This window comes from Curvivirga sp., from assembly GCF_965219885.1.
Taxonomy (GTDB): Bacteria; Pseudomonadota; Alphaproteobacteria; order UBA8366; family Aestuariispiraceae; genus Curvivirga.
This window is the reverse complement of record NZ_CBDCOT010000008.1, coordinates 162331-182399: the sequence shown is the minus strand read 5'-3', so window position 1 is coordinate 182399 and position 20069 is coordinate 162331. Positions and strand designations below refer to the sequence as shown.

Below are 20069 nucleotides of genomic sequence, written 5' to 3'. Positions count from 1 at the left end.
GCGTTATGGAACTGCTGAAAGCAAAATTAACGGCACCAGGTTTAACTACAATATGTAACACACCAGATGGTGTGGATGCCTTAATTTTGGCAGAGGCAATTGGTAAGTCAGAAGAACCGATTATTTATATTGTTCGTGATGATAGTCATGCTGCTCGATTAACACAGCTCGTTTCTTTTATGCGTCCGGGCGTAAAGATTCTTAGTTTAGCAGCATGGGATTGTTTGCCTTATGACCGTGTTTCTCCAAATTCAGATGTTGTTGCTTCACGGTTGAGTACTTTATGTAAGTTAGCACATAAAGGTGAGGGCGTTGTTGACCTTTTACTTGTTACTGTAAATGCAGCCTTGCAACGTGTCTTGCCAAAGAAGTTGCTTGAAGCTGCTTCGCTATCGGCAAAAGTTAATCAGCCATTACCTCATGATAAGCTTTTTTCTTATCTTGAACAGAATGGATATCAGCGTACAGGTACTGTGAGAGAGCCGGGTGAATATGCTGTTCGTGGTGGTATTATTGATCTATTTCCTGCCGGGTATGAAAATCCGGTAAGGCTTGATTTCTTTGATGAAGATCTAGAAACCATTCGAAGTTTTGATGCGGTTAGTCAAAGAACCATTGGTGAAAAGCAAGAGTTAGATTTAATTCCTGTAAGTGAAGTACTTCTGCATGATGAAAGCGTAGCTTTATTCAGAAAACGCTATAGGGAAAGCTTTGGCGCAAATACGGAAAATGATCCATTATATGAAGCGATAAGTGCAGGACGCCGGTATGCTGGTATGGAGCATTGGCTTCCGTTTTTTCATACAGAATTAGAAACTATTTTGGACTACTTGCCTGCATCTCCTATTTTGATGGATGATCATGTTCAAGAAGCATTATCTGCGAGATGGGAAGCGGTTCTTGATTATTTTGAAGCACGCCAACATATGTTGGAATCTCACGCAAAAAATAAATCCTTACAGGCAGGTGAAGGCGCCGTATATAAACCTATAGCGGTTGATAGTTTATTTGTGATGCAAGAAGAATGGGCTAAACGTCTCGACTTGCGTCCAGTTTGTGAACTTACCAGCTTCTCTATGCCTGATGATTTAGGCGGGAAAGTTGTGTTGGACGCTGAAGGAAAACGCGTAACTGACTTTGCATCTGCACGAAATAATCCAGATCAAAACGTGTTTGACGCGGTGACGCAACGATTACAGGATCATAAAAAGAAAATAGTTTTGATTTCTGCATATACAGAAGGTTCAAAGGAACGGCTATCTGCCTTACTAAAGGATCATGGTCTAGCAGGTTTACCTACAATTTCGAACTGGGCAGAAGCCAAAGGATTAGCATCTGGGCAAGTTGGACTGATTGTTGCTGAGCTTGATCGCGGTTTTCAATATAGTAATGTTATTGTTTACACCGAACAGGATATCCTTGGTGAGCGTTTATCGCGTCCACCCAAGCGTAAGAAACGACGCGGGGAAGAATTTATTACCGAGGCGTCTGCACTAGAGGTAAGTGATCTGGTTGTCCATGTGGAGCATGGCATTGGCCGATATGACGGATTGGAAACTGTGAATGTGGAGGGAGCTCCGCATGATTGTGTCCGATTGATCTATGCCGGGGATGATAAACTCTTTGTACCCGTGGAAAATATTGAAGTTTTATCACGATTTGGATCGGAAGATGCTGCGGCACAGTTGGATAAGCTTGGTGGTGTCGCTTGGCAAGCACGTAAAGCTAAAATTAAAGAACGTATTAAGATTATTGCCGATAAGCTTCTCAAAGTGGCAGCGGAACGTATGTTACGTAAGGGAGAGCGTGTGGCACCTCCTGAGGGGGCGTATGATGAATTTTGTGCACGCTTCCCCTATTCAGAAACAGATGATCAAGCCCGTGCAATTGGCGAGGTGATTGAGGATATGGGATCAGGACGTCCCATGGATCGGCTGGTTTGTGGTGATGTTGGTTTCGGTAAGACAGAAGTTGCCTTACGTGCAGCTTTTATTTCTGCCTTAAGTGGTCAGCAAGTAGCCGTAGTTGTACCGACAACTATTCTTGCACGCCAACATTTTAAAAACTTCGAAAGCCGTTTTTCTGGTTTACCTGTTCAGGTACGTCAGTTATCGCGTCTGGTAACAACAAAGGATGCAAATGATACCAAGAAGGGATTAGCAGACGGCACTGTTGATATTGTGATTGGTACGCATGCACTGTTGAGTAAGAATACAAGTTTCAAGAATCTTGGCCTTGTAATCATCGATGAAGAGCAGCATTTTGGGGTGACACAGAAAGAGCGGTTAAAGGAGTTCCGTGCAAATGTGCATGTGTTAACGCTGACGGCGACACCAATTCCGCGTACTTTGCAAATGGCATTATCTGGGGTGCGTGAAATGAGTATCATCGCAACCCCACCTGTGGACCGTTTGGCGGTACGAACTTTCGTCACACCTTATGATTCCGTTGTTTTAAAAGAGGCTATTTATCGCGAACATTTCCGTGGCGGGCAGGTGTATTATGTTTGCCCTAGAATCAAAGACTTACATCAAGTTCATAAACAATTGACTGAGCTTGTGCCAGATCTAAAAATTGCCGTTGCTCATGGACAATTGAATCCATCAGACCTTGAAGACGTAATGAGTGATTTTACGGATGGGAAATACGATATTTTACTTGCTACGAATATTGTGGAAAGCGGATTGGATATTGCGACAGCAAATACTATGATCCTTCATCGATCTGATATGTTTGGTCTAGCACAATTGTATCAATTACGTGGTCGGATTGGGCGATCCAAGATACGTGCTTATTGTTATCTGACTTTACCCACGGACAAGATTATTAGTTCCACGGCACGCAAACGCTTAGAAGTGATGCAAACCTTGGATAGTTTGGGCGCAGGTTTCTCTCTTGCAAGCCATGACATGGATATTCGCGGGGCAGGGAACCTGCTTGGGGATGAGCAATCTGGACATGTGAAAGAAGTTGGCGTGGAGTTATACCAAAGGATGCTTGAGGAAGCTGTGGCAGCCGCACGTGAAGATTTCAAGGAAGAATATGAGGAAACCTGGTCGCCAGTTATAAATCTTGGTTCCGCAGTACTTATACCTGAAAATTATGTGCAGGATCTTTCCGTTCGTCTAGGGCTCTATCGTCGATTGTCAGATTTATCTAATCGTAAGGAATTAAACGCTTTTGCCGTGGAAATGGCAGATCGGTTTGGCCCGTTACCTCAAGAAGTGAAAAACTTGATTGAAGTCGTGACAATTAAGTTACTATGTAAGAAAGCTGGCATTGAAAAAATGGACGCAGGACCAAAAGGGGCTGTTGTAACATTCAGAAATAATGAATTTGCCAATCCAACTGGTCTAATTGGTTTTATGCAGCAACAGATGGGCACGGTAAAGTTACGACCGGATCAGAAACTTGTTGTTATGCGTCCTTGGGAAGACGCAGAAAAACGTATGTCTGGTGCAATGAAATTTGCAGATAAATTAGCGCGTATAGCTTTGGCTGCCCAAAAAGCAGCCTGAGGCTATTGGCTTTCGATTTCTGACGCAGCTTGCAGAGCCAGATCGAACACTGGTTCAAATGCAGAGGGCTCTTGTGCGCCGGACAGAGCATACTGACCATTTACGATAAAGAATGGGACACCTGATATACCAAGACGCCTAGCTGTTGTATCTTCTTCCTCTATGTCGGATTTAAAGATTTCGGTATCAAGAAACTCAGTAACATCAGTCCCATTCATGCCTACCGCTGACGCGATTTCAATAAGTGTTTCTTTATCGCCTATATCTTTGCCATTCATAAAATAAGCTTGGAAAAGTTCTTCTTTTAAGTCAAAAGCAATCTGCGCATTCTGACTTTGTGCAAACCGAATAAGACGATGGGCTTTCACTGTATTCGGTGTCCGCTTGATTTCATCAAATTTGAAATCAATGCCTTCAGTTTCACCTGTGGTTTTTATATGCCCGTAAACCTGTGCTGCACCTCCAGGGCCCCCAAACTTATTTTCAAGATACGTTTTGCGATCCATGCCTAGTTCCGGCATAGAAGGGTTGAGTTGAAAGGCACGCCAACGAATCTCTATATTCAAATCTGGGCGGTTTGCTAAGGCTTTTTCTAATCGCTTTTTACCGATATAGCACCATGGGCAGATCGGGTCAGAAAAGATGTCAATTTCGATTTTCATAAACTTAAATCCATCGTTATTTGAATATAAGTATAGGTAGGGTGTTAAGGCATTCCAAGGGGGGGGACTAGAAAATTGAATTATGCGTCCGTTTAAGGAAGGTCTCAGCATCATCTCCAGATGCAAGTCCGCATACACCTAGGTCGACCCAAACATTGATAGCTTCCATGATTTCATCCGTCAGGCGAAATTCAGAATGATGCAGAATTCCAGTAATTCTATTAGCAACCATGGATGCAAGCTTTTCTGATGTATCCGGTAATAAGACTGCAAATTCATAGGGACCTACACGAGCAGTCATATCTTCTATACGCAACAATCCCTGAATCCAATCCGCCATTTGTTGTAAAAGCATATCACAGGCTTCTTGACCAAAACGTTGAAGTACATCTGGCGCATTTCTGATCGCAAATATCGCCATAGATAGATTGCTACTACGTTGTTTGTAATCATCAATTTGGCGTGTCAGATGGTTAATAAAAAAATCTTTGGAATATACACCATTTAGACTATCCGTCGTGGCATCTGTTTGAGTTGCTATCATAGGATCTCGCATACTCCATTTCATCCGTTGCCCTTTGACCAGCATTTTACAATGTGTTGCAACTAAATTTAAATCTTGGCAATCTTCGATAACATTTGTTGCACCTGCGCGATATCCGGCATCAACGTTTAAAAGCATGCCTGTTTTCGTTAATATAATTACCGGCATATTAAATTGGCGAGGATTGTTCCGAAGATGACTGCTTAGATAGAGTGCTTGGTCGGCAGCCTGTTCATTTGTAATTGAAATGATACATGCATCGAATCTCTCTGCGTCCAATCTATCAGCAGCGCGATAAAAATCGTTCTCGCAATCGATGGCGAGGTCCATAGATACAAGTTCTTTTTTTAACTCTTCGACATTATCGCCTTCAGACCCAATTATGAGAACCTGACTTTTTTTATCTGCAAAACGATCATGCGTCCAAGGGTCGATGAACACGTCAAAATCACTTGCAGTATGAACTCTACGTTCTAATTCATGTTGCATAGTAGAAAGTCTGGTTAGCAAACTAATTCTGCGAGTTAACAGATTATCACTAGGGACGCCTTCCAACATATCCTGTACTTCAGCTTCAATAGCCTCCAATCTATCCTCTTTGGAAGATGAAGCGTTAAACAGTAGAGTTGGAAGAGGGCGCGGTGCTGTTAATTCTTTTATCTGTTTTGCTGCATTTGCTTGCTTGATATCATCGAATTGTCCCAAAAGCACAGCATCCGGGCAATTTTGTGCAACTTGCATTGAAAATTCAGAAAACTGGGATGATTTGATTACGTCATATCCATCAGAAGCAAGTTTAGCAGAAAGACGAAGAATTGCTGTTTCATCTTTGTCGCCGATTAGCACTTGTGCCTTGCTTGTCATATTACACCCCTTAAGCTCAATATAATATAAGCTTAATAATATCAAAAAATTCAATTTTTATTGTATCTTTTTTGATCTTTCCGGCAATAAAATTCGTGTTTATCTAAGTTGAATTACATATAAAATTCAACTTATTATATACTATGGAAAATGTATTTATAGGCATGGTAAATATAAGCTTTGGGTGGACTATTGAGAAAATTCTGCTTATTAAGATTTCTAAATCATGAAAATATTCTTGGGAGTCAATTATGATATTCGATCATCGCACATATACAGTTCATCCACATCGCTTCGGAGAGTTCCTGAAAATCTATGAAGAATTGGGTTTTGAAGTGCAAACCAAGCATTTAGGTAATTTGGTTGGATGGTATACTTCCATGGATATTGGTGAATTACATCAGGTTGTACATATTTGGGCATATAAAGATTTACAGGACCGTGCTGAAAAACGTGCGAAGCTGGCCGCAGACCCTGCATGGGGCAAATATCTAGCAGCAGGATTGCCTTGTCTGCAAAAGATGGAAAATAAAATTTTGTCCGCTGCACCTTTTTACAAACCGGATTTTGAATTGAAAGATTAACGAATCTCTCACTTCAGGTCCATGAAAATGGGTGACACATATTGGTTGTTTCGCCCATATTTCTTTATGAAATTATCATTTACTGCATAAAGTAAGTGAAAAATCACGTGCAATACTTGCTTTTTCTGGTGAATTGTCGCATATGATGCGGCGAAATCATGGGAATCAATGCCGAAGTCATTCGATTTCAGGTTTTTTCTAATTTAATTTATTGAACGAAAAGAAGACTTTTCTCTATGGCTAAAGAAGATCTGATTGAGTTTCAGGGCACTGTCACTGAAAAATTACCTAACGCTATGTTCCGTGTAGAACTGGATAACGGACATGAAATTATTGCGCATACAGCAGGTAAAATGCGTAAATTTCGTATTCGCGTGATGGTTGGTGATAAAGTAGATGTTGAAATGACACCTTATGACCTGACCAAAGGCCGTATTATTTTCCGTCATAAATAATTTTATATGAAACGTACCTCACAGAAATGAGAGGTATATGTTTTTTGTTAGCGACTGATCATCTGATTGGTCGCTTTTCGCGTTTGATATCAAGGGATTGCTTGATAAAGTCCTGTTAACATCTTTGTTATTTTCATTTGAGTGAAAAATTGTTCATAACTTAATCATCAAACACGGGGTTGTTTTTTAGTGTTAACAAAACTGGTGTTTCTTGGTTAAGATGAAATTTAAACATTTGAAGAAAGGGAGTTTCCCCATGGATAAGTCTAAACGCGTTGCAATGTTGTCTGTAGCTGCTGCTTTCGCAGGTGCTGTTTCTACAGCTGCTATTATTGGTGCTCCAACAGAAGCACATGCTGGTAAAGTAAAATGCTATGGTATCGCAAAAGCTGGCGAAAATGATTGCGCTAACAAAGCTGGTACACATTCTTGTGCTGGTCAATCTACAGTTGATTTCGATGGTGGCGAATGGAAAGTAGCTGCATCTGATTCCGCTTGTTCTGAAATGGGTGGCAAGTTAGAGCCATTTGACGGCGTTAACCCTGTTAAATCCTAAGGATGAATGTTCATTACGACTGTGAAAATAAACCTCTTTAAGGTATTTACACATGGGGCAAGGTAATTCATCCTTTAACTTTCAACGTGAGCTGATCCCTGCAAAGGCAGGGGTCGGTTTGCGTACCCAACATATGGCACATTTCGCCTTAGGTGCTGCCGATATTTCTTGGGTTGAGGTTCACGCAGAAAATTATTTCTGTGATGGAGGGCCTCGGCTTGACGCATTATTTGCGACTAGAGAACATTATCCTGTCAGCGTGCATGGAGTGGGACTATCTCTTGGTACTGCTGAAGGTGTCTCAAAAACGCATCTCAAAAAACTCAAAAAACTATGCGATACCATAAAACCGGGATTGATATCGGAACATCTGTCCTGGAGTGTTTCTGGCGGGGCATATTTAAATGATTTACTGCCTTTACCATTGAATGAAGAGAGTTTTAACGTTTTTGTAAATAATATTAATGAGACGCAAAGTTATCTTGAAAAACAAATTCTTGTTGAAAATCCTTCAATTTATTTATCAACAAATGGTGATGAAATTTCTGAACCTGAATTTCTGAATGCATTAGCTGAGGAAACGGGATGTGGAATTTTATTAGATGTGAATAATATATATGTATCGGCGCAAAATACCGGATCATCAGTTGAAGAATATCTAGAGACTATTAGCTTTTCTAACGTCCAAGAGATTCATGTTGCTGGTCATAGTCCAGAAATTATTAATGGAGAAACTATTTTAATTGATACGCATGGCGATGTTGTTTGCGATGCGGTTTGGGACATTCTGAAAAATGTTATCTCTAAATTGGGTGTTATTCCTGTATTGATGGAATGGGATACTGATATCCCAGCCGTTGATAGATTATTGGAAGAGGCGCAAAAAGCTCAAAAGATATTGGATGAATATGGAGCTTTATCAGATGTTGCGTGAGTTTCAATCCGGTTTCAAAACGGCGGTTCTGGAAAATCAACCTTCGTCAATGTCTGAGTTTCTTCAGGACGAGGCACATGTGGCGCGTATGTCCATTTATAGAAACAATATCTTTGTTTCACTCATGAATGTATTAATCGCAGCCTTTCCAAAAACATCAAAACTTGTAGGCGCAGATAACTTTCAAGTTCTTGCAAAGAAGTTCGTTGAAAAACGTCCGCCTGATGAAGCGCAACTTTCCGATTATGGCTCAAAGTTTCCAGATTTTTTAACCTCATGGGAGCAAGTGGTTGCAGATATTCCTTATTTACCGGATTTAGCACGTTTGGACTGGGGATATCAGGAAGTATATTTCGCACGAAATTATGATCCAATAGATCCTTCCTTATTTGCGCAAATGTCACCAGAAAATCTTTTTGAGACGAAATTAGATATTGGTCCGTCTGTGAGATTGTTAAAAAGCGACTATCCAGTCGCACATTTTTATGAAATGGATGACTTTGGAATTGAACAGTTATCACCTGAAGTAGAATACATAATGGTATATAGACTTGGTGATACAGAACAAATTATGACAGATCGGTTAAGTGAAGCCGATTTTCATTTTCTTGAAAAATTGAAAGCGGGTTTTAGTTTGGGAGATACGTTCCTTGATATTATCGAGGAAGATCCACTTTTCGATTTACAAGCTTCATTAACACAGTTTCTTCACAAATCTGTGTTTATGAAATTAGGGGATAAATAGGGTAAAATAAGCTTGAAATAGAATAGGAGCCTCGTTTATGAGCGGGAATATCATCGAATTAATAAAAGGACCTACCATGAAAATCAGACAGCTTTTAAGCTGTTATGGTAGTCCTTTGATTGACTTAATTATTCGCCTTTGGATCGCGCGAATTTTCTTTAATTCTGGCCTGACAAAAATAAATGATTGGGAAAATACAGTTTTCCTATTTGAGTTTGAATATGCTGTGCCAATCCTTCCTCCGGAAATTGCTGCATTTTTCGCAACTGTTTTTGAGTTAGGCATGCCTATCTTATTGGTTTTTGGTTTGTTTACGCGTCTTTCGGCAATACCTTTGTTGGCAATGTCTCTGGTTATTCAGTTTGTGTTAGGTGCAAATAGCGCTGCCTATGACAATATTGAGCATTATTACTGGATGATCTTGTTACTTGTTATCATTATCAAGGGCCCGGGAATGATTTCTTTAGATCGGTTGATTTGCAAGAAATTCTGTGGCGGCGAAAAATAATAGACGTCAAGCGATATGATCGGTTGAAAGCCGCTAGGCAAATGCATAAACTCTCCCGCAAACGGGGTAAGTTATAAAAAGCTGTCAAACTCTGGCAGCTTTTTTTATTTCGTATGAAATAAAGTTTTTAAATAGGGTTTGAGAATGTCAGAGAATAATGTTTTGGAACTGCAACAAGTTGCGCGTCATTACAATACAGGCGATGGTGATAAACTTGAAGTTCTAAAAGATATAAATCTCACGGTTGGGAGAGGGGAGCTTGTTGCACTTGTTGCCCCTAGTGGAACTGGTAAATCAACCCTGCTACATGTCGCCGGACTTCTAGAACGTCCTGATGGTGGGGATGTTAAATTAAACGGTATTAACTGTAACAATCTAAATGATAGAAAGCGTACTTTATTGCGTCGTTCTGATGTTGGGTTTGTGTATCAATTTCATCATCTTTTACCCGAATTTACAGCGTTAGAGAACGTGGTGATGCCGCAATTGATTGCAGGTATTTCCAAGAATGAAGCAAAGCGTAAGGCAATGGAGTTATTGGAGAAGGTTGGACTTTCAGATCGCGTTGATCATAGGCCTGCCAAATTGTCGGGAGGGGAGCAGCAACGTGTTGCAATCGCACGTGCAATTGCCAATTCTCCGTCTTTGTTATTAGCAGATGAACCAACAGGTAATCTTGATCCGGAAACTGCAGATATTGTCTTTAATTTATTTATCGATTTGGTACGTGATCAGGGCCTTTCGGCTTTGATTGCAACTCATAACCATGAACTTGCTCAACGCATGGACCGGATGATGGTTCTAGGCAATGGCAAGATTAATTAATCAAAAACTGACTTTTCTTATTTAACGTGATATCAAAATAATTATGAGCTGCGCCGACTTCGTACATCTTCGTTTACATTCTGCCTATTCCTTGGCGGAAGGGGCTATTCGCGTCAAAGATCTTGTATCTATGGCTGCGGATGCCGATATGCCAGCTGTGGCGATTACTGACACGAATAATGTTTTTGGTAGTTTGGAGTTTTCCCAAGCGGCCACAGGCAAAGGTGTGCAGCCTATTATTGGTGCACAGATTGGGTTGCGCAGACCTATTTTAGAGCCACAAAAAAATCCTATCACGCCACCGCCGGATCAATTAGTTCTCTTAGCTCAAAATTATGACGGTTATATGAATTTGATGGATCTGTTAAGTCGTGCCTTTATGACGACTGATGGTGGCGAAGAGCCTCAAATCCGTTGGGAAGATATTGAAGAAATCAACGCAGGCTTGATCTGTTTGACTGGGGGATTACATGGTCCAGTCGGTCGTTTATTACATGAAGAGCAAGAGGATGCAGCTAAAGACAATCTAGCTCGGTTATTTGGTATTTTCGGTGATCGTCTTTACGTGGAAATTCAGCGCCACGGTCTAGTGGCTGAAGATGCTATTGAAGATAAATTAATCGATTTCGCTTATGAAATGGATATCCCTCTTGTCGCCACAAATGAATGTTATTATGCAAAAGCTGACATGTATGAGGCGCATGACGCATTGATTTGTATCGCAGCTGGCGCCTATGTGATGGAAACAGATCGTCGTCGTCTCACAGATCAGCATTATTTTAAATCTGCCGCTGAAATGCGTGAATTGTTTGCAGATCTGCCAGAAGCAATCGATAACACACTCATTATCGCCAAACGCTGTGCTATTTGTGTTGAAGGTATTGATCCGCTTTTACCTCAATATACAAAACTAGATGGTCGTACATCAGAGGAAGCTTTACGCGATTTGTCGCGTGATGGACTTCAGGTACGTTTGGATAATGAAGTCTTCAAAGATGGAATGTCTGACGCGGAAAAAGAAGAAACCGCTAAAGAGTATTGGGATCGCCTTGAATTTGAATTGAGTATTATCAACCAGATGGGGTTCCCAGGGTATTTCCTGATCGTAGCGGACTTTATTCAATGGGCGAAAGACCATGATATCCCTGTTGGACCGGGCCGTGGTTCTGGTGCGGGTTCTGTCGTCGCCTGGGCTTTGACGGTAACGGATCTTGATCCATTGCGTTATAGTTTGCTTTTCGAACGTTTCCTTAATCCTGAACGTGTATCCATGCCCGACTTCGATATTGACTTCTGTCAGGATCGCCGAGAAGAGGTGATCCAGTATGTACAGAAAGAATATGGACGTGATCGTGTGGCACAGATTATTACCTTTGGTAAGCTGCAAGCGAAAGCGGTAGTGCGTGATGTTGGGCGCGTATTACAAATGCCTTACGGTCAAGTTGATCGCATTTCCAAGCTTATCCCCGCCAATCCTGCCAACCCTATGTCTCTGCCAGAAGCTTTGGAATCAGAAGAAGCGCTTCGTAACGAACGCGATAGTGATCCAGCAGTTGAAAGATTATTGGAAATTGGTATTCAGCTTGAAGGATTATTCCGGCATGCTTCAACCCACGCCGCAGGGGTTGTAATTGGTGATCGACCACTTCATGAGTTGGTTGCGCTTTACCGCGACCCGCGATCCGATATGCCTGTTACTCAATTCAACATGAAGTTTGTGGAACAAGCTGGTCTTGTGAAATTTGACTTCTTAGGATTGAAAACACTCACAGTTATTTCAACTGCAATTAAGTTGATTGAGAAGAACCCGTGCGGTGTCGGAACTATTGATATCTCAAAGATTTCACTTGAGGACCCTGTAACTTACGACATGTTATGTCGCGCTGATTCCACAGGCGTATTCCAGTTGGAGAGTAGCGGTATGCGGAGCGTACTTCGCGATCTGAAACCCGATAGATTGGAAGATTTGATTGCTGTTGTGGCCTTGTATCGTCCGGGACCAATGGAGAATATTCCAACTTATATTGAGCGTAAACATGGTCGTGAAGTCCCGGTATATCCACATGAGAAACTTGAACCGGTACTAGAAGAAACCTTTGGTATTCCAATCTATCAGGAACAAGTGATGCAGATGGCACAGGTTCTTGCTGGCTATACACTTGGTGGTGCGGATTTATTACGTCGTGCGATGGGTAAGAAAATCCAGGCAGAGATGGACAAGCAACGCCAGATTTTTGTTGAAGGTTCAAAAGAAAACTCTGATGTTGAGGCTGATCAAGCCAATAAAATCTTTGATATGATTAATGCGTTTGCGGGATATGGTTTCAACAAATCCCATGCGGCTGCTTATGCGCTTGTTGCATATCAAACAGCCTGGCTAAAAGCGAATTATCAGGTTGAATTTTTAGCCGCGTCCATGACGCTTGATAAAACCAATACAGATAAGTTAGCGATCTTTAAGGCAGAGTTAGAGACGCAAAAGATCGATATCTTGCCTCCGGACGTAAATATGTCTGAGGTTGATTTTTCTGTTGAATATGATGAAGAGGGGGAAGGATCTCTTCGTTATGCGCTTGCTGCAATTAAATCTGTTGGTGAGGCGGCAATGGAGGCCGTAGTTAGTGAACGTAAGGCTAACGGCAAATTCAAAAATATGTATGATTTTGTTGAGCGTGTTGACTATAAATCAATCAATAAACGTGTGATGGAAAATTTAATAAAATCAGGTGCTTTTGATAGTTTAGTTAATAATCGACGCGAAGCTTTTGATAGCATTGAAATTCTCACTCGTCATGGTCAATCTGTTCAGGAAGAGAAGGCTTCAGACCAAGTAAGTTTATTTGGCGGCGGTGGCGTTGAAACAGAGAAACCACGTATGAAACGTGTGCCGGAATGGAATACGACAGAAAAGCTTGAAAACGAACGCACAGCAATTGGTTTTTATCTCTCTGATCATCCATTAAATGCTTATAAAGAGCTTTGTGGGAAGCTCGGTGTTGTGAAATGGACAGATGTCCAGGCAGGTAATATTCGTATTTCAAAAGGTGTTCGTCTGACAGGTATCGTGGGTGCGAAACGTATAATGACCACATCCAAAGGCTCGAAAATGGCCTTTGTTTCGGTATCGGATGCAAGTGGTTCTTATGAAGTTACACTTTTCCAAGAAGTTTTAATGGCGTCTCGCGAGCTTTTGGATTCGGGATCTCCGCTATTGTTCACTGTTGAGGTTCAAAAGCGAGGGGAAGGTGAAGACGCTGAACTGCGTCTGACCGCTCAAGGTGTCTCATCGTTGGAAGATGCCGCTGCTAATGCCGCACGTGGTATGAAGATATTCATTATGGATGATAGCCCGTTAGATAATCTGGCAAAAATCTTTGCGCAGCATGGCAAACCAGGGCGAGGGCGCGTTGAGTTTAATCTTATCTATCCGGATGGTCGCGAGATTGAAATGGAAGATACTAAAACCTATCAAATTGACGGCAAATTCAGGCAGGCTGTTAAATCTGTTAGTGGCGTTACGGATGTTCAGGATTTGTAATTATCTTATCTAACTAAGAAATTGTAGAAAATATCCTGAAACCCCTTGCAAAAGCGGACTAAAAGGCGTATAAGCCGCGCCATCACACACGCGAAACCTGCGGGTGTCCTTTTGTTGTGCCAAAATAGTTGGTGATATCAGCAATGGGAACTACTCGATCCGGTGTCATTTAATTGATGCGAGTTTCGTGGAGGTTTAACCGGTAAAGACAAGGGAAAATATTATGTCCGCACCTACATTTACAATGCGTCAGCTTTTGGAAGCTGGTGTTCACTTCGGTCACAGCACACGTCGCTGGAACCCAAAAATGAAACCATTCTTGTTTGGCGCTCGTAACGGCGTTCACATCATCGATCTAGAACAAACAGTTCCATTGTTGAACCAAGCTCTTGAAGCTGTTCGCAACGTTGCTGCTGGCGGTGGTCGTGTGTTGTTCGTTGGTACAAAACGTCAAGCACAATCCATCATGGCTGATGCTGCTGGTCGTTGTGGTCAATACTACGTAAACCATCGTTGGTTGGGTGGTATGATGACAAACTGGAAAACTGTTTCCAATTCCATCAAACGCTTGAAAGACTTGGACGAAAAGTTGTCTGACGAAAGCTTGGTAATCACCAAGAAAGAACGTCTTACAATGGAACGTCAACGTAACAAACTTGAACTGTCTTTGGGCGGTATTAAGGAAATGGGTAACTTGCCAGACATTTTGTTTGTTGTTGATACAAACAAAGAGCAAATTGCAATTCAAGAAGCGAACACATTGGGTATTCCAGTTGTTGCTATTCTTGATTCTAACTCTACACCTGAAGGCGTTGATTTCCCAATTCCAGGTAACGATGATGCGATGCGTGCAATCAACTTGTACTCTGACTTAATTGTTGGTTCTGTACTTGCTGGTTTGCAACAATCCATGACGGACGCCGGCGAAGACGTTGGTGAAGCTGTTGAGCCTGTTGCTGAAGAGCTACCTGCTGAAGAAGCTACAGAAGCTGCTGCTTCCTAATCGGATTTTTCCGAAATTAATTGACAGGGGCGGCATTTATAATAAATGTCGCCCACTGTCATATTTATGAAATCAAGGACAGGTATTTCACGTCTTTGATTAAAAGTTACTACAGTAAAATCTAAAGGATTTTAAAAATGGCTATTACTGCTGCATTGGTTAAAGAGCTGCGCGACAAATCTGGCGCAGGTATGATGGACTGCAAAAAAGCTTTGTCTGAGACAGACGGTGATATTGACGCTGCTGTTGATTGGTTGCGTACAAAAGGTTTGTCCAAAGCTGCTAAAAAATCTGGTCGTGTTGCGGCTGAAGGTCTTGTTGCTGTTGTTTCTGCCGGCACAAAAGGTGCTGTTGTAGAAATCAACGCTGAGACAGACTTCGTATCCCGTAACGAAACATTCCAAGGTTTCGTTGAGGAAGTTGCGAAAATCGCTCTAGATAAAGATGCGGATCAAGAAGCTATCATGGCTGCTGATTATCCAGGTGCTGGTCGTTCTGTTCAAGATCAATTGACAGACAATATTGCGACAATCGGTGAGAACCAATCTTTCCGCCGTGCAAAAGTATTGTCCGTATCTAACGGTGTTGTGTCTTCTTATGTTCACTCCGCTTTGAAGCCCGGCTTGGGCAAAATCGGTGTGTTGGTTGCATTAGAATCTGATGCTGATGCTGCTGTTTTAGAAGGTTTAGGTAAGCAAATTGCAATGCATGTTGCTGCTGCACGCCCTGACTTCTTGGGCAAAGACGATGTTGATCCAGAAGTTTTGGATCGTGAGCGTCAAGTACAAATCGAAACAGCGCGTGAATCTGGTAAGCCAGAAAACATCATTGAGAAAATGGTCGAAGGCCGTATTCGTAAATATTACGAAGAGATTTGCTTGGTTGAGCAAACATTCGTTATGGATACAGATAAAAAAGTTGGTCAAGTTGTTGCTGATGCTGCAAAAGATGCAGGTACAGACATCAAATTGACAGGCTTTGCTCGTTTCGAATTGGGCGACGGTATCGAAAAGAAAGAAGACGACTTCGCTGCTGAAGTTGCGGCAATGGCTGGTTAATCTGCCCTTTGCGACTGGATTTGCAATAATTCCAAGTCTTGGGAATTGAGTACTAAAGACTAAAAAAGATTGTAAGCAATGCGGTCGCTACCTATAAAGGTAGCGGCCTTTTGTTTGCCCGATTGTAAGATTAAGATAAGATTTTCCATTGTCAGGAGCATGTAGACATGAGTAACGAGGCATCCGACCTAAAATACAAACGCGTTTTATTAAAAATTTCGGGGGAAGCCCTGATGGGAAGCCGCGATTTTGGTCTGGACCCAGAAACAATCAGTCGTGTGGCCGCAGAAGTAAAAGAAGCGCGCGATAAAGGGACTGAAATCTGCCTTGTTATTGGCGGGGGTAATATTTTCCGGGGTATTTCCGGTGCTGCACAAGGTATGGAGCGCACGACCGCCGATTATATGGGGATGCTAGCCACAGTGATGAATGCATTGGCGATGCAGGGCGCATTGGAAGAATTGGGTGTTTATACGCGTGTTATGTCAGCGATCCCAATGCAAACAGTTTGCGAACCATATATTCGTCGTCGTGCTGTGCGCCATATGGAAAAGGGACGAGTTGTGATCTTTGCGGCTGGTACTGGCAACCCGTTTTTTACAACCGATACCGCCGCAGCGCTTCGTGCATCAGAAATGGATTGTGATGCGATGATCAAAGGCACCAAAGTTGATGGTGTCTATGACAGTGATCCGGTGAAAAACCCTGATGCAAAACGGTATGATACATTATCTTACCGTCGTGTTCTGACCGATGATTTAAAGGTTATGGATGCATCTGCCATCACCTTGAGTCGCGATAATCAAATTCCGATCCTTGTTTTCTCTATTCATAAGCAAGGTGAATTCGCGCGCGTAATGCAAGGTGATGGCACATTCACCGTTGTAGAAGGTGATTAAGAAGTTTCTTATTGAAAAAATTGGTCCGAATCCGGTTAAAAGAATACAGAATATGTGAGCCTTATTACGAAGGGGCATTAGGAGAGAACAGATGACTGTCGATGTAAATGATTTAAAACGCCGTATGGATGGCGCTGTGGAAGCTTTAAAAACTGAATTTGCAGGCCTACGTACAGGTCGAGCCTCTGCAAACTTATTGGATCCAATTCAAGTTGACGCATATGGTAGCATGATGCCTTTAAACCAATGTGCTGCTGTTTCTGTTCCTGAAGCACGTATGCTTTCGGTTACCGTTTGGGACGGTTCGGTTATCAAAGCAGTTGAGAAGGCTATTCGCGAATCTGATTTGGGTCTAAACCCGATGACTGAAGGCAATGTAATTCGTATTCCTATTCCAGAACTTAATGAAGAACGTCGTGGTGAGTTGGTTAAAGTTGCAGGTAAATATGCTGAACAAGCACGTATAGCTATTCGTAACGTACGTCGTGATGGTATGGATGAAGCTAAAAAAGCAGAAAAAGATGGTGATATCAGTGAGGATGACTCTCGTCGTCTATCTGACCAGATTCAAAAAGTAACTGATGAGCACGTAAAATCTGTTGATGACATGCTTGTAGCTAAAGAAAAAGATATTATGCAAATTTAATAATTTGCCTCTTTTAGGTTTAGTTATGTCGGATACCCAGCTTTCAAATTGTCCAACTCATGTGGCCATTATCATGGATGGTAATGGTCGATGGGCCAAAAAACGTGGCTTACCACGTGTGGCAGGGCATAAAAAGGGCGCAGAATCTGTACGGAAGGTTATCAAGGCTTCTGCAGAGCTTGGTGTTAAGTTTTTAACACTCTATAGTTTTTCCTCTGAGAATTGGAAAAGACCAGAAGATGAAGTATCTGCCCTTATGGGGTTGCTTGGTAGATATCTGAAATCTGAAATCGTTGAATTGCATTCAAACAATATTCGTTTTCGCGTTATTGGTGACCGAGAACGTTTACCAGAGAATATTCAACGATTGATTTCGGATTCAGAACGAATGACCGAACAAAATTCAGGAATGACATTAATTCTGGCTTTAAGTTATGGGGCACGTGCAGAAATAGCGGAAGCAGCGAAGAAAATTGCAAAATCTGCAAAGCTTGGATTAATCCAGCCAGATGCAATTGATGAAGATGTATTTGCTGCACATCTGTCTACCGCGGGAATCCCTGATCCTGATTTAGTTATTAGATCAAGTGGTGAAAAACGTATTAGTAACTTCTTGCTATGGCAGTTAGCTTATTCTGAGTTTTACTTTACTGACACACTTTGGCCAAATTTTGATAAGAAAGATCTTATCGAAGCGTTTCAAGAATTTAACAAGAGAGATCGCAGATATGGAGCAATCGCCAGCGAGTCCAAATAATCGATGGGCGGATTTGCCGACACGTATTGTGTCTGCGCTTGTGATCTTGCCAGTTTCCCTAGCCTGTATTTGGGTCGGTGGGGAAGTCTTTTTAATTTTCCTTACAGTATTATCACTGTTTTGTGCATATGAATGGTGTCGTATTTCTGGATTGGGTGTATCTGTCCGCACGACCTTTGTTTTTTGGTTCGGTATTTTATTAAGCTTTTTAACCTTTGAAAGTGAATATAGTTTTTTAGGCTATATTGCGATCGCGGCATCTACAGCGATTGTTTTGGCTGGAAATTGGGATCGGGGTAAAGGTAATGCTATTATGGCTGCTATGGGTGTACCATATTTGGTCCTTGCATTTATAACCTGCTTTATTCTTCGCGACTCCTATAACGGTGTTATGCATTTAGCATGGCTGGTAGGGATGGTGGTTGCCACTGATATCGGTGCTTATGCTTCTGGCCGCACATTTGGCGGACCAAAAATTGCGCCTAAAATCAGCCCTAAAAAAACATGGGCTGGCTTAGTTGGTGGCATTATTGCCTCCGTTATCGTTACTATCTTCTTCTACGAAACAGGTAATGCATTGGTTGATGTGTTGTATAGTTATGGTATAGCTGTTCTCATCCCGATTGTTGCTCAATCAGGCGACTTTCTAGAATCTTGGATGAAACGTCGCGCAGATGTTAAAGATTCGAGTTCACTTATTCCAGGGCATGGCGGGTTCTTGGATCGTTTAGATGGTTTTTTAGCTGCATTGCCAGTGTTTACGCTAATTAAATCTTTGATTTAGTTTGTTTTAGGATTTCGCATGAAAAAATCTGTGACCATCCTTGGTGCAACAGGATCTGTTGGTACCAGCACAATGGATTTAGTTCGTCGCAATCGCGATCTCTATAAAGTAGTTGCGTTAACGGCTAATTCTAATGTCGAGGAATTAATTAAACTTGCGACCGAATTCTCGCCCCAATTCGTGGCATTGGGTGACGACAGCAAATTTAGTTTATTAAAAGAAGCACTTGCAAACACCAATATTGAAATTGCTGCAGGACGCGATGCTGTTATCCATGCAGCTAACTTGCAATCAGATTGGGTTATGTCTTCTATTATGGGAGCCGCAGGGCTTGAACCAACTCTTTGCGCCATTCGACGAGGAGCCCAAGTTGCATTTGCAAATAAAGAGACACTGGTATGTGCCGGCGATTTAATGATGAAAGAAGTTCATCGTTCAGATGCCAAATTGTTGCCCGTAGATTCTGAACATAATGCAATTTATCAAGTTTTCGAAAATCATCAAAAACAGGCTATCGACAAGATACATCTGACTGGATCTGGAGGCCCTTTTAGAACTTGGTCTACCGATGATATGACGAATGCAACACCTAAACAGGCTATAAATCATCCAAATTGGTCGATGGGAGCAAAGATTTCTGTGGATTCTGCAACCATGATGAATAAGGGTTTAGAGTTAATTGAGGCTTGTTACTTATTTGATATGCCTGAAGACAAGATCGATATTCTCGTGCATCCTCAATCTGTTATCCATTCCATGGTTGAATATCGTGACGGTTCGGTTTTAGCCCAACTTGGGTCGCCTGATATGCGTACACCTATTGCTTATTGTCTGTCCTGGCCAAATCGTATGAACGCACCCGTCGAACAATTAGATTTTATAAAGCTATCTCGTCTTGATTTTGAAGCACCTGATTATGACAAGTTTCCTTCATTGCGCTTAGCTCGTAATGCTGCATCCGAAGGTAGAGGAGCTCCCACAATTTTGAGTGCAGCAAATGAAGTGGCTGTAGATGCGTTTCTAAAAAATAAGATTGGTTTTTTGGATATAGCAACTCTGGTGGAAGAGGTGCTCACTCAATCTTCTCGATATGTTTTAAATAATATTGAAGAAGTGATAGAACTTGATCAAAATTCTCGCAGATTAGCTCAAGAACATCTCTTGAAATTTTCTGCATAAAACTTAGTTA

Annotated in this window: 18 protein-coding genes; 16 read left to right on the top strand and 2 right to left on the bottom strand. The window is 41.8% G+C overall.

The features are described 5' to 3' along the window. Positions 1-5 precede the first annotated feature (5 nt). Positions 6-3518: a transcription-repair coupling factor gene (gene mfd / locus ACOQOA_RS03470; protein WP_420547260.1), complete on the top strand. Its 3513-nt coding sequence runs from the start codon at positions 6-8 to the stop codon at positions 3516-3518. Positions 3519-3520: 2 nt separating this feature from the next. Here mfd and ACOQOA_RS03465 read toward each other — a convergent pair whose 3' ends face one another. After that, entirely contained in the window at positions 3521-4180 is a 660-nt protein-coding gene (locus tag ACOQOA_RS03465) for a DsbA family oxidoreductase (protein WP_420547259.1), read from the bottom strand. A gap of 67 nt (positions 4181-4247) precedes the next feature. Continuing rightward, a complete protein-coding gene (locus tag ACOQOA_RS03460; protein WP_420547258.1) occupies positions 4248-5588 on the bottom strand; it encodes a diguanylate cyclase in 1341 nt (446 codons plus the stop codon). A 251-nt stretch (positions 5589-5839) separates the two neighbouring features. On the opposite strand from ACOQOA_RS03460, the gene ACOQOA_RS03455 reads away from it, so the two are divergent. The 15 genes from ACOQOA_RS03455 (at position 5840) to ACOQOA_RS03385 (ending at position 20059) form a co-directional block, all read left to right on the top strand. Next, positions 5840-6172: an NIPSNAP family protein gene (locus ACOQOA_RS03455; protein WP_420547257.1), complete on the top strand. Its 333-nt coding sequence runs from the start codon at positions 5840-5842 to the stop codon at positions 6170-6172. A 236-nt stretch (positions 6173-6408) separates the two neighbouring features. Continuing rightward, positions 6409-6627 carry a translation initiation factor IF-1 gene (gene infA, locus ACOQOA_RS03450; RefSeq protein WP_155152968.1) on the top strand — a complete coding sequence of 73 codons (219 nt, stop codon included), beginning with the start codon at positions 6409-6411 and terminating at the stop codon, positions 6625-6627. A gap of 256 nt (positions 6628-6883) precedes the next feature. Next, positions 6884-7183 (top strand): DUF2282 domain-containing protein, encoded by a 300-nt coding sequence (locus ACOQOA_RS03445; RefSeq protein WP_420547256.1) that lies wholly within the window; start codon positions 6884-6886, stop codon positions 7181-7183. Between the two features lie 52 nt (positions 7184-7235). Further along, positions 7236-8117: a DUF692 domain-containing protein gene (locus ACOQOA_RS03440; RefSeq protein WP_420547255.1), complete on the top strand. Its 882-nt coding sequence runs from the start codon at positions 7236-7238 to the stop codon at positions 8115-8117. Next, positions 8086-8862, top strand: a complete 777-nt coding sequence (locus tag ACOQOA_RS03435; protein ID WP_420547254.1) for a putative DNA-binding domain-containing protein — start codon at positions 8086-8088, stop codon at positions 8860-8862. The genes ACOQOA_RS03440 and ACOQOA_RS03435 overlap by 32 nt, the downstream gene beginning before the upstream one ends. A gap of 37 nt (positions 8863-8899) precedes the next feature. Then, complete coding sequence (locus tag ACOQOA_RS03430) at positions 8900-9370, top strand: DoxX family protein (RefSeq protein WP_420547253.1); 471 nt, start codon at positions 8900-8902, stop codon at positions 9368-9370. Between the two features lie 144 nt (positions 9371-9514). Next, positions 9515-10195 (top strand): ABC transporter ATP-binding protein, encoded by a 681-nt coding sequence (locus ACOQOA_RS03425; protein WP_420547252.1) that lies wholly within the window; start codon positions 9515-9517, stop codon positions 10193-10195. A 43-nt stretch (positions 10196-10238) separates the two neighbouring features. Next, positions 10239-13733 (top strand): DNA polymerase III subunit alpha, encoded by a 3495-nt coding sequence (gene dnaE, locus ACOQOA_RS03420; RefSeq protein ID WP_420547251.1) that lies wholly within the window; start codon positions 10239-10241, stop codon positions 13731-13733. 223 nt (positions 13734-13956) lie between these two features. Further along, positions 13957-14736, top strand: a complete 780-nt coding sequence (rpsB, locus tag ACOQOA_RS03415) for a 30S ribosomal protein S2 (RefSeq protein ID WP_420547250.1) — start codon at positions 13957-13959, stop codon at positions 14734-14736. Between the two features lie 137 nt (positions 14737-14873). Next, entirely contained in the window at positions 14874-15794 is a 921-nt protein-coding gene (tsf, locus tag ACOQOA_RS03410; protein ID WP_420547249.1) for a translation elongation factor Ts, read from the top strand. Between the two features lie 167 nt (positions 15795-15961). Further along, complete coding sequence (gene pyrH, locus ACOQOA_RS03405) at positions 15962-16693, top strand: UMP kinase (protein WP_420547248.1); 732 nt, start codon at positions 15962-15964, stop codon at positions 16691-16693. Positions 16694-16784: 91 nt separating this feature from the next. After that, positions 16785-17339 (top strand): ribosome recycling factor, encoded by a 555-nt coding sequence (frr, locus tag ACOQOA_RS03400; RefSeq protein WP_155153544.1) that lies wholly within the window; start codon positions 16785-16787, stop codon positions 17337-17339. A 25-nt stretch (positions 17340-17364) separates the two neighbouring features. Continuing rightward, on the top strand, positions 17365-18096 hold the full coding sequence (locus ACOQOA_RS03395) for an isoprenyl transferase (RefSeq protein WP_420547247.1): 732 nt from the start codon (positions 17365-17367) through the stop codon (positions 18094-18096). Further along, a complete protein-coding gene (locus ACOQOA_RS03390) occupies positions 18068-18880 on the top strand; it encodes a phosphatidate cytidylyltransferase (RefSeq protein ID WP_420547246.1) in 813 nt (270 codons plus the stop codon). The genes ACOQOA_RS03395 and ACOQOA_RS03390 overlap by 29 nt, the downstream gene beginning before the upstream one ends. Before the next feature lie 18 nt (positions 18881-18898). Next, positions 18899-20059, top strand: coding sequence for a 1-deoxy-D-xylulose-5-phosphate reductoisomerase (locus ACOQOA_RS03385; RefSeq protein ID WP_420547245.1), 1161 nt, complete (start codon positions 18899-18901; stop codon positions 20057-20059). Positions 20060-20069: the final 10 nt, after the last annotated feature.

Excerpts from the sequence above, each read along its gene's own strand:
- ACOQOA_RS03390 (WP_420547246.1), top strand. The coding sequence starts at position 18,068 with ATGGAGCAATCGCCAGCGAGTCCAAATAATCGATGGGCGGATTTGCCG.
- ACOQOA_RS03385 (WP_420547245.1), top strand. The coding sequence starts at position 18,899 with ATGAAAAAATCTGTGACCATCCTTGGTGCAACAGGATCTGTTGGTACC.
- ACOQOA_RS03440 (WP_420547255.1), top strand. The coding sequence starts at position 7,236 with ATGGGGCAAGGTAATTCATCCTTTAACTTTCAACGTGAGCTGATCCCT.
- ACOQOA_RS03430 (WP_420547253.1), top strand. The coding sequence starts at position 8,900 with ATGAGCGGGAATATCATCGAATTAATAAAAGGACCTACCATGAAAATC.
- ACOQOA_RS03455 (WP_420547257.1), top strand. The coding sequence starts at position 5,840 with ATGATATTCGATCATCGCACATATACAGTTCATCCACATCGCTTCGGA.
- ACOQOA_RS03425 (WP_420547252.1), top strand. The coding sequence starts at position 9,515 with ATGTCAGAGAATAATGTTTTGGAACTGCAACAAGTTGCGCGTCATTAC.
- ACOQOA_RS03460 (WP_420547258.1), bottom strand. The coding sequence starts at position 5,588 with ATGACAAGCAAGGCACAAGTGCTAATCGGCGACAAAGATGAAACAGCA.
- dnaE (WP_420547251.1), top strand. The coding sequence starts at position 10,239 with ATGAGCTGCGCCGACTTCGTACATCTTCGTTTACATTCTGCCTATTCC.
- ACOQOA_RS03465 (WP_420547259.1), bottom strand. The coding sequence starts at position 4,180 with ATGAAAATCGAAATTGACATCTTTTCTGACCCGATCTGCCCATGGTGC.
- ACOQOA_RS03445 (WP_420547256.1), top strand. The coding sequence starts at position 6,884 with ATGGATAAGTCTAAACGCGTTGCAATGTTGTCTGTAGCTGCTGCTTTC.
- ACOQOA_RS03435 (WP_420547254.1), top strand. The coding sequence starts at position 8,086 with ATGAATATGGAGCTTTATCAGATGTTGCGTGAGTTTCAATCCGGTTTC.
- tsf (WP_420547249.1), top strand. The coding sequence starts at position 14,874 with ATGGCTATTACTGCTGCATTGGTTAAAGAGCTGCGCGACAAATCTGGC.
- mfd (WP_420547260.1), top strand. The coding sequence starts at position 6 with ATGGAACTGCTGAAAGCAAAATTAACGGCACCAGGTTTAACTACAATA.
- ACOQOA_RS03395 (WP_420547247.1), top strand. The coding sequence starts at position 17,365 with ATGTCGGATACCCAGCTTTCAAATTGTCCAACTCATGTGGCCATTATC.
- pyrH (WP_420547248.1), top strand. The coding sequence starts at position 15,962 with ATGAGTAACGAGGCATCCGACCTAAAATACAAACGCGTTTTATTAAAA.
- infA (WP_155152968.1), top strand. The coding sequence starts at position 6,409 with ATGGCTAAAGAAGATCTGATTGAGTTTCAGGGCACTGTCACTGAAAAA.
- frr (WP_155153544.1), top strand. The coding sequence starts at position 16,785 with ATGACTGTCGATGTAAATGATTTAAAACGCCGTATGGATGGCGCTGTG.
- rpsB (WP_420547250.1), top strand. The coding sequence starts at position 13,957 with ATGTCCGCACCTACATTTACAATGCGTCAGCTTTTGGAAGCTGGTGTT.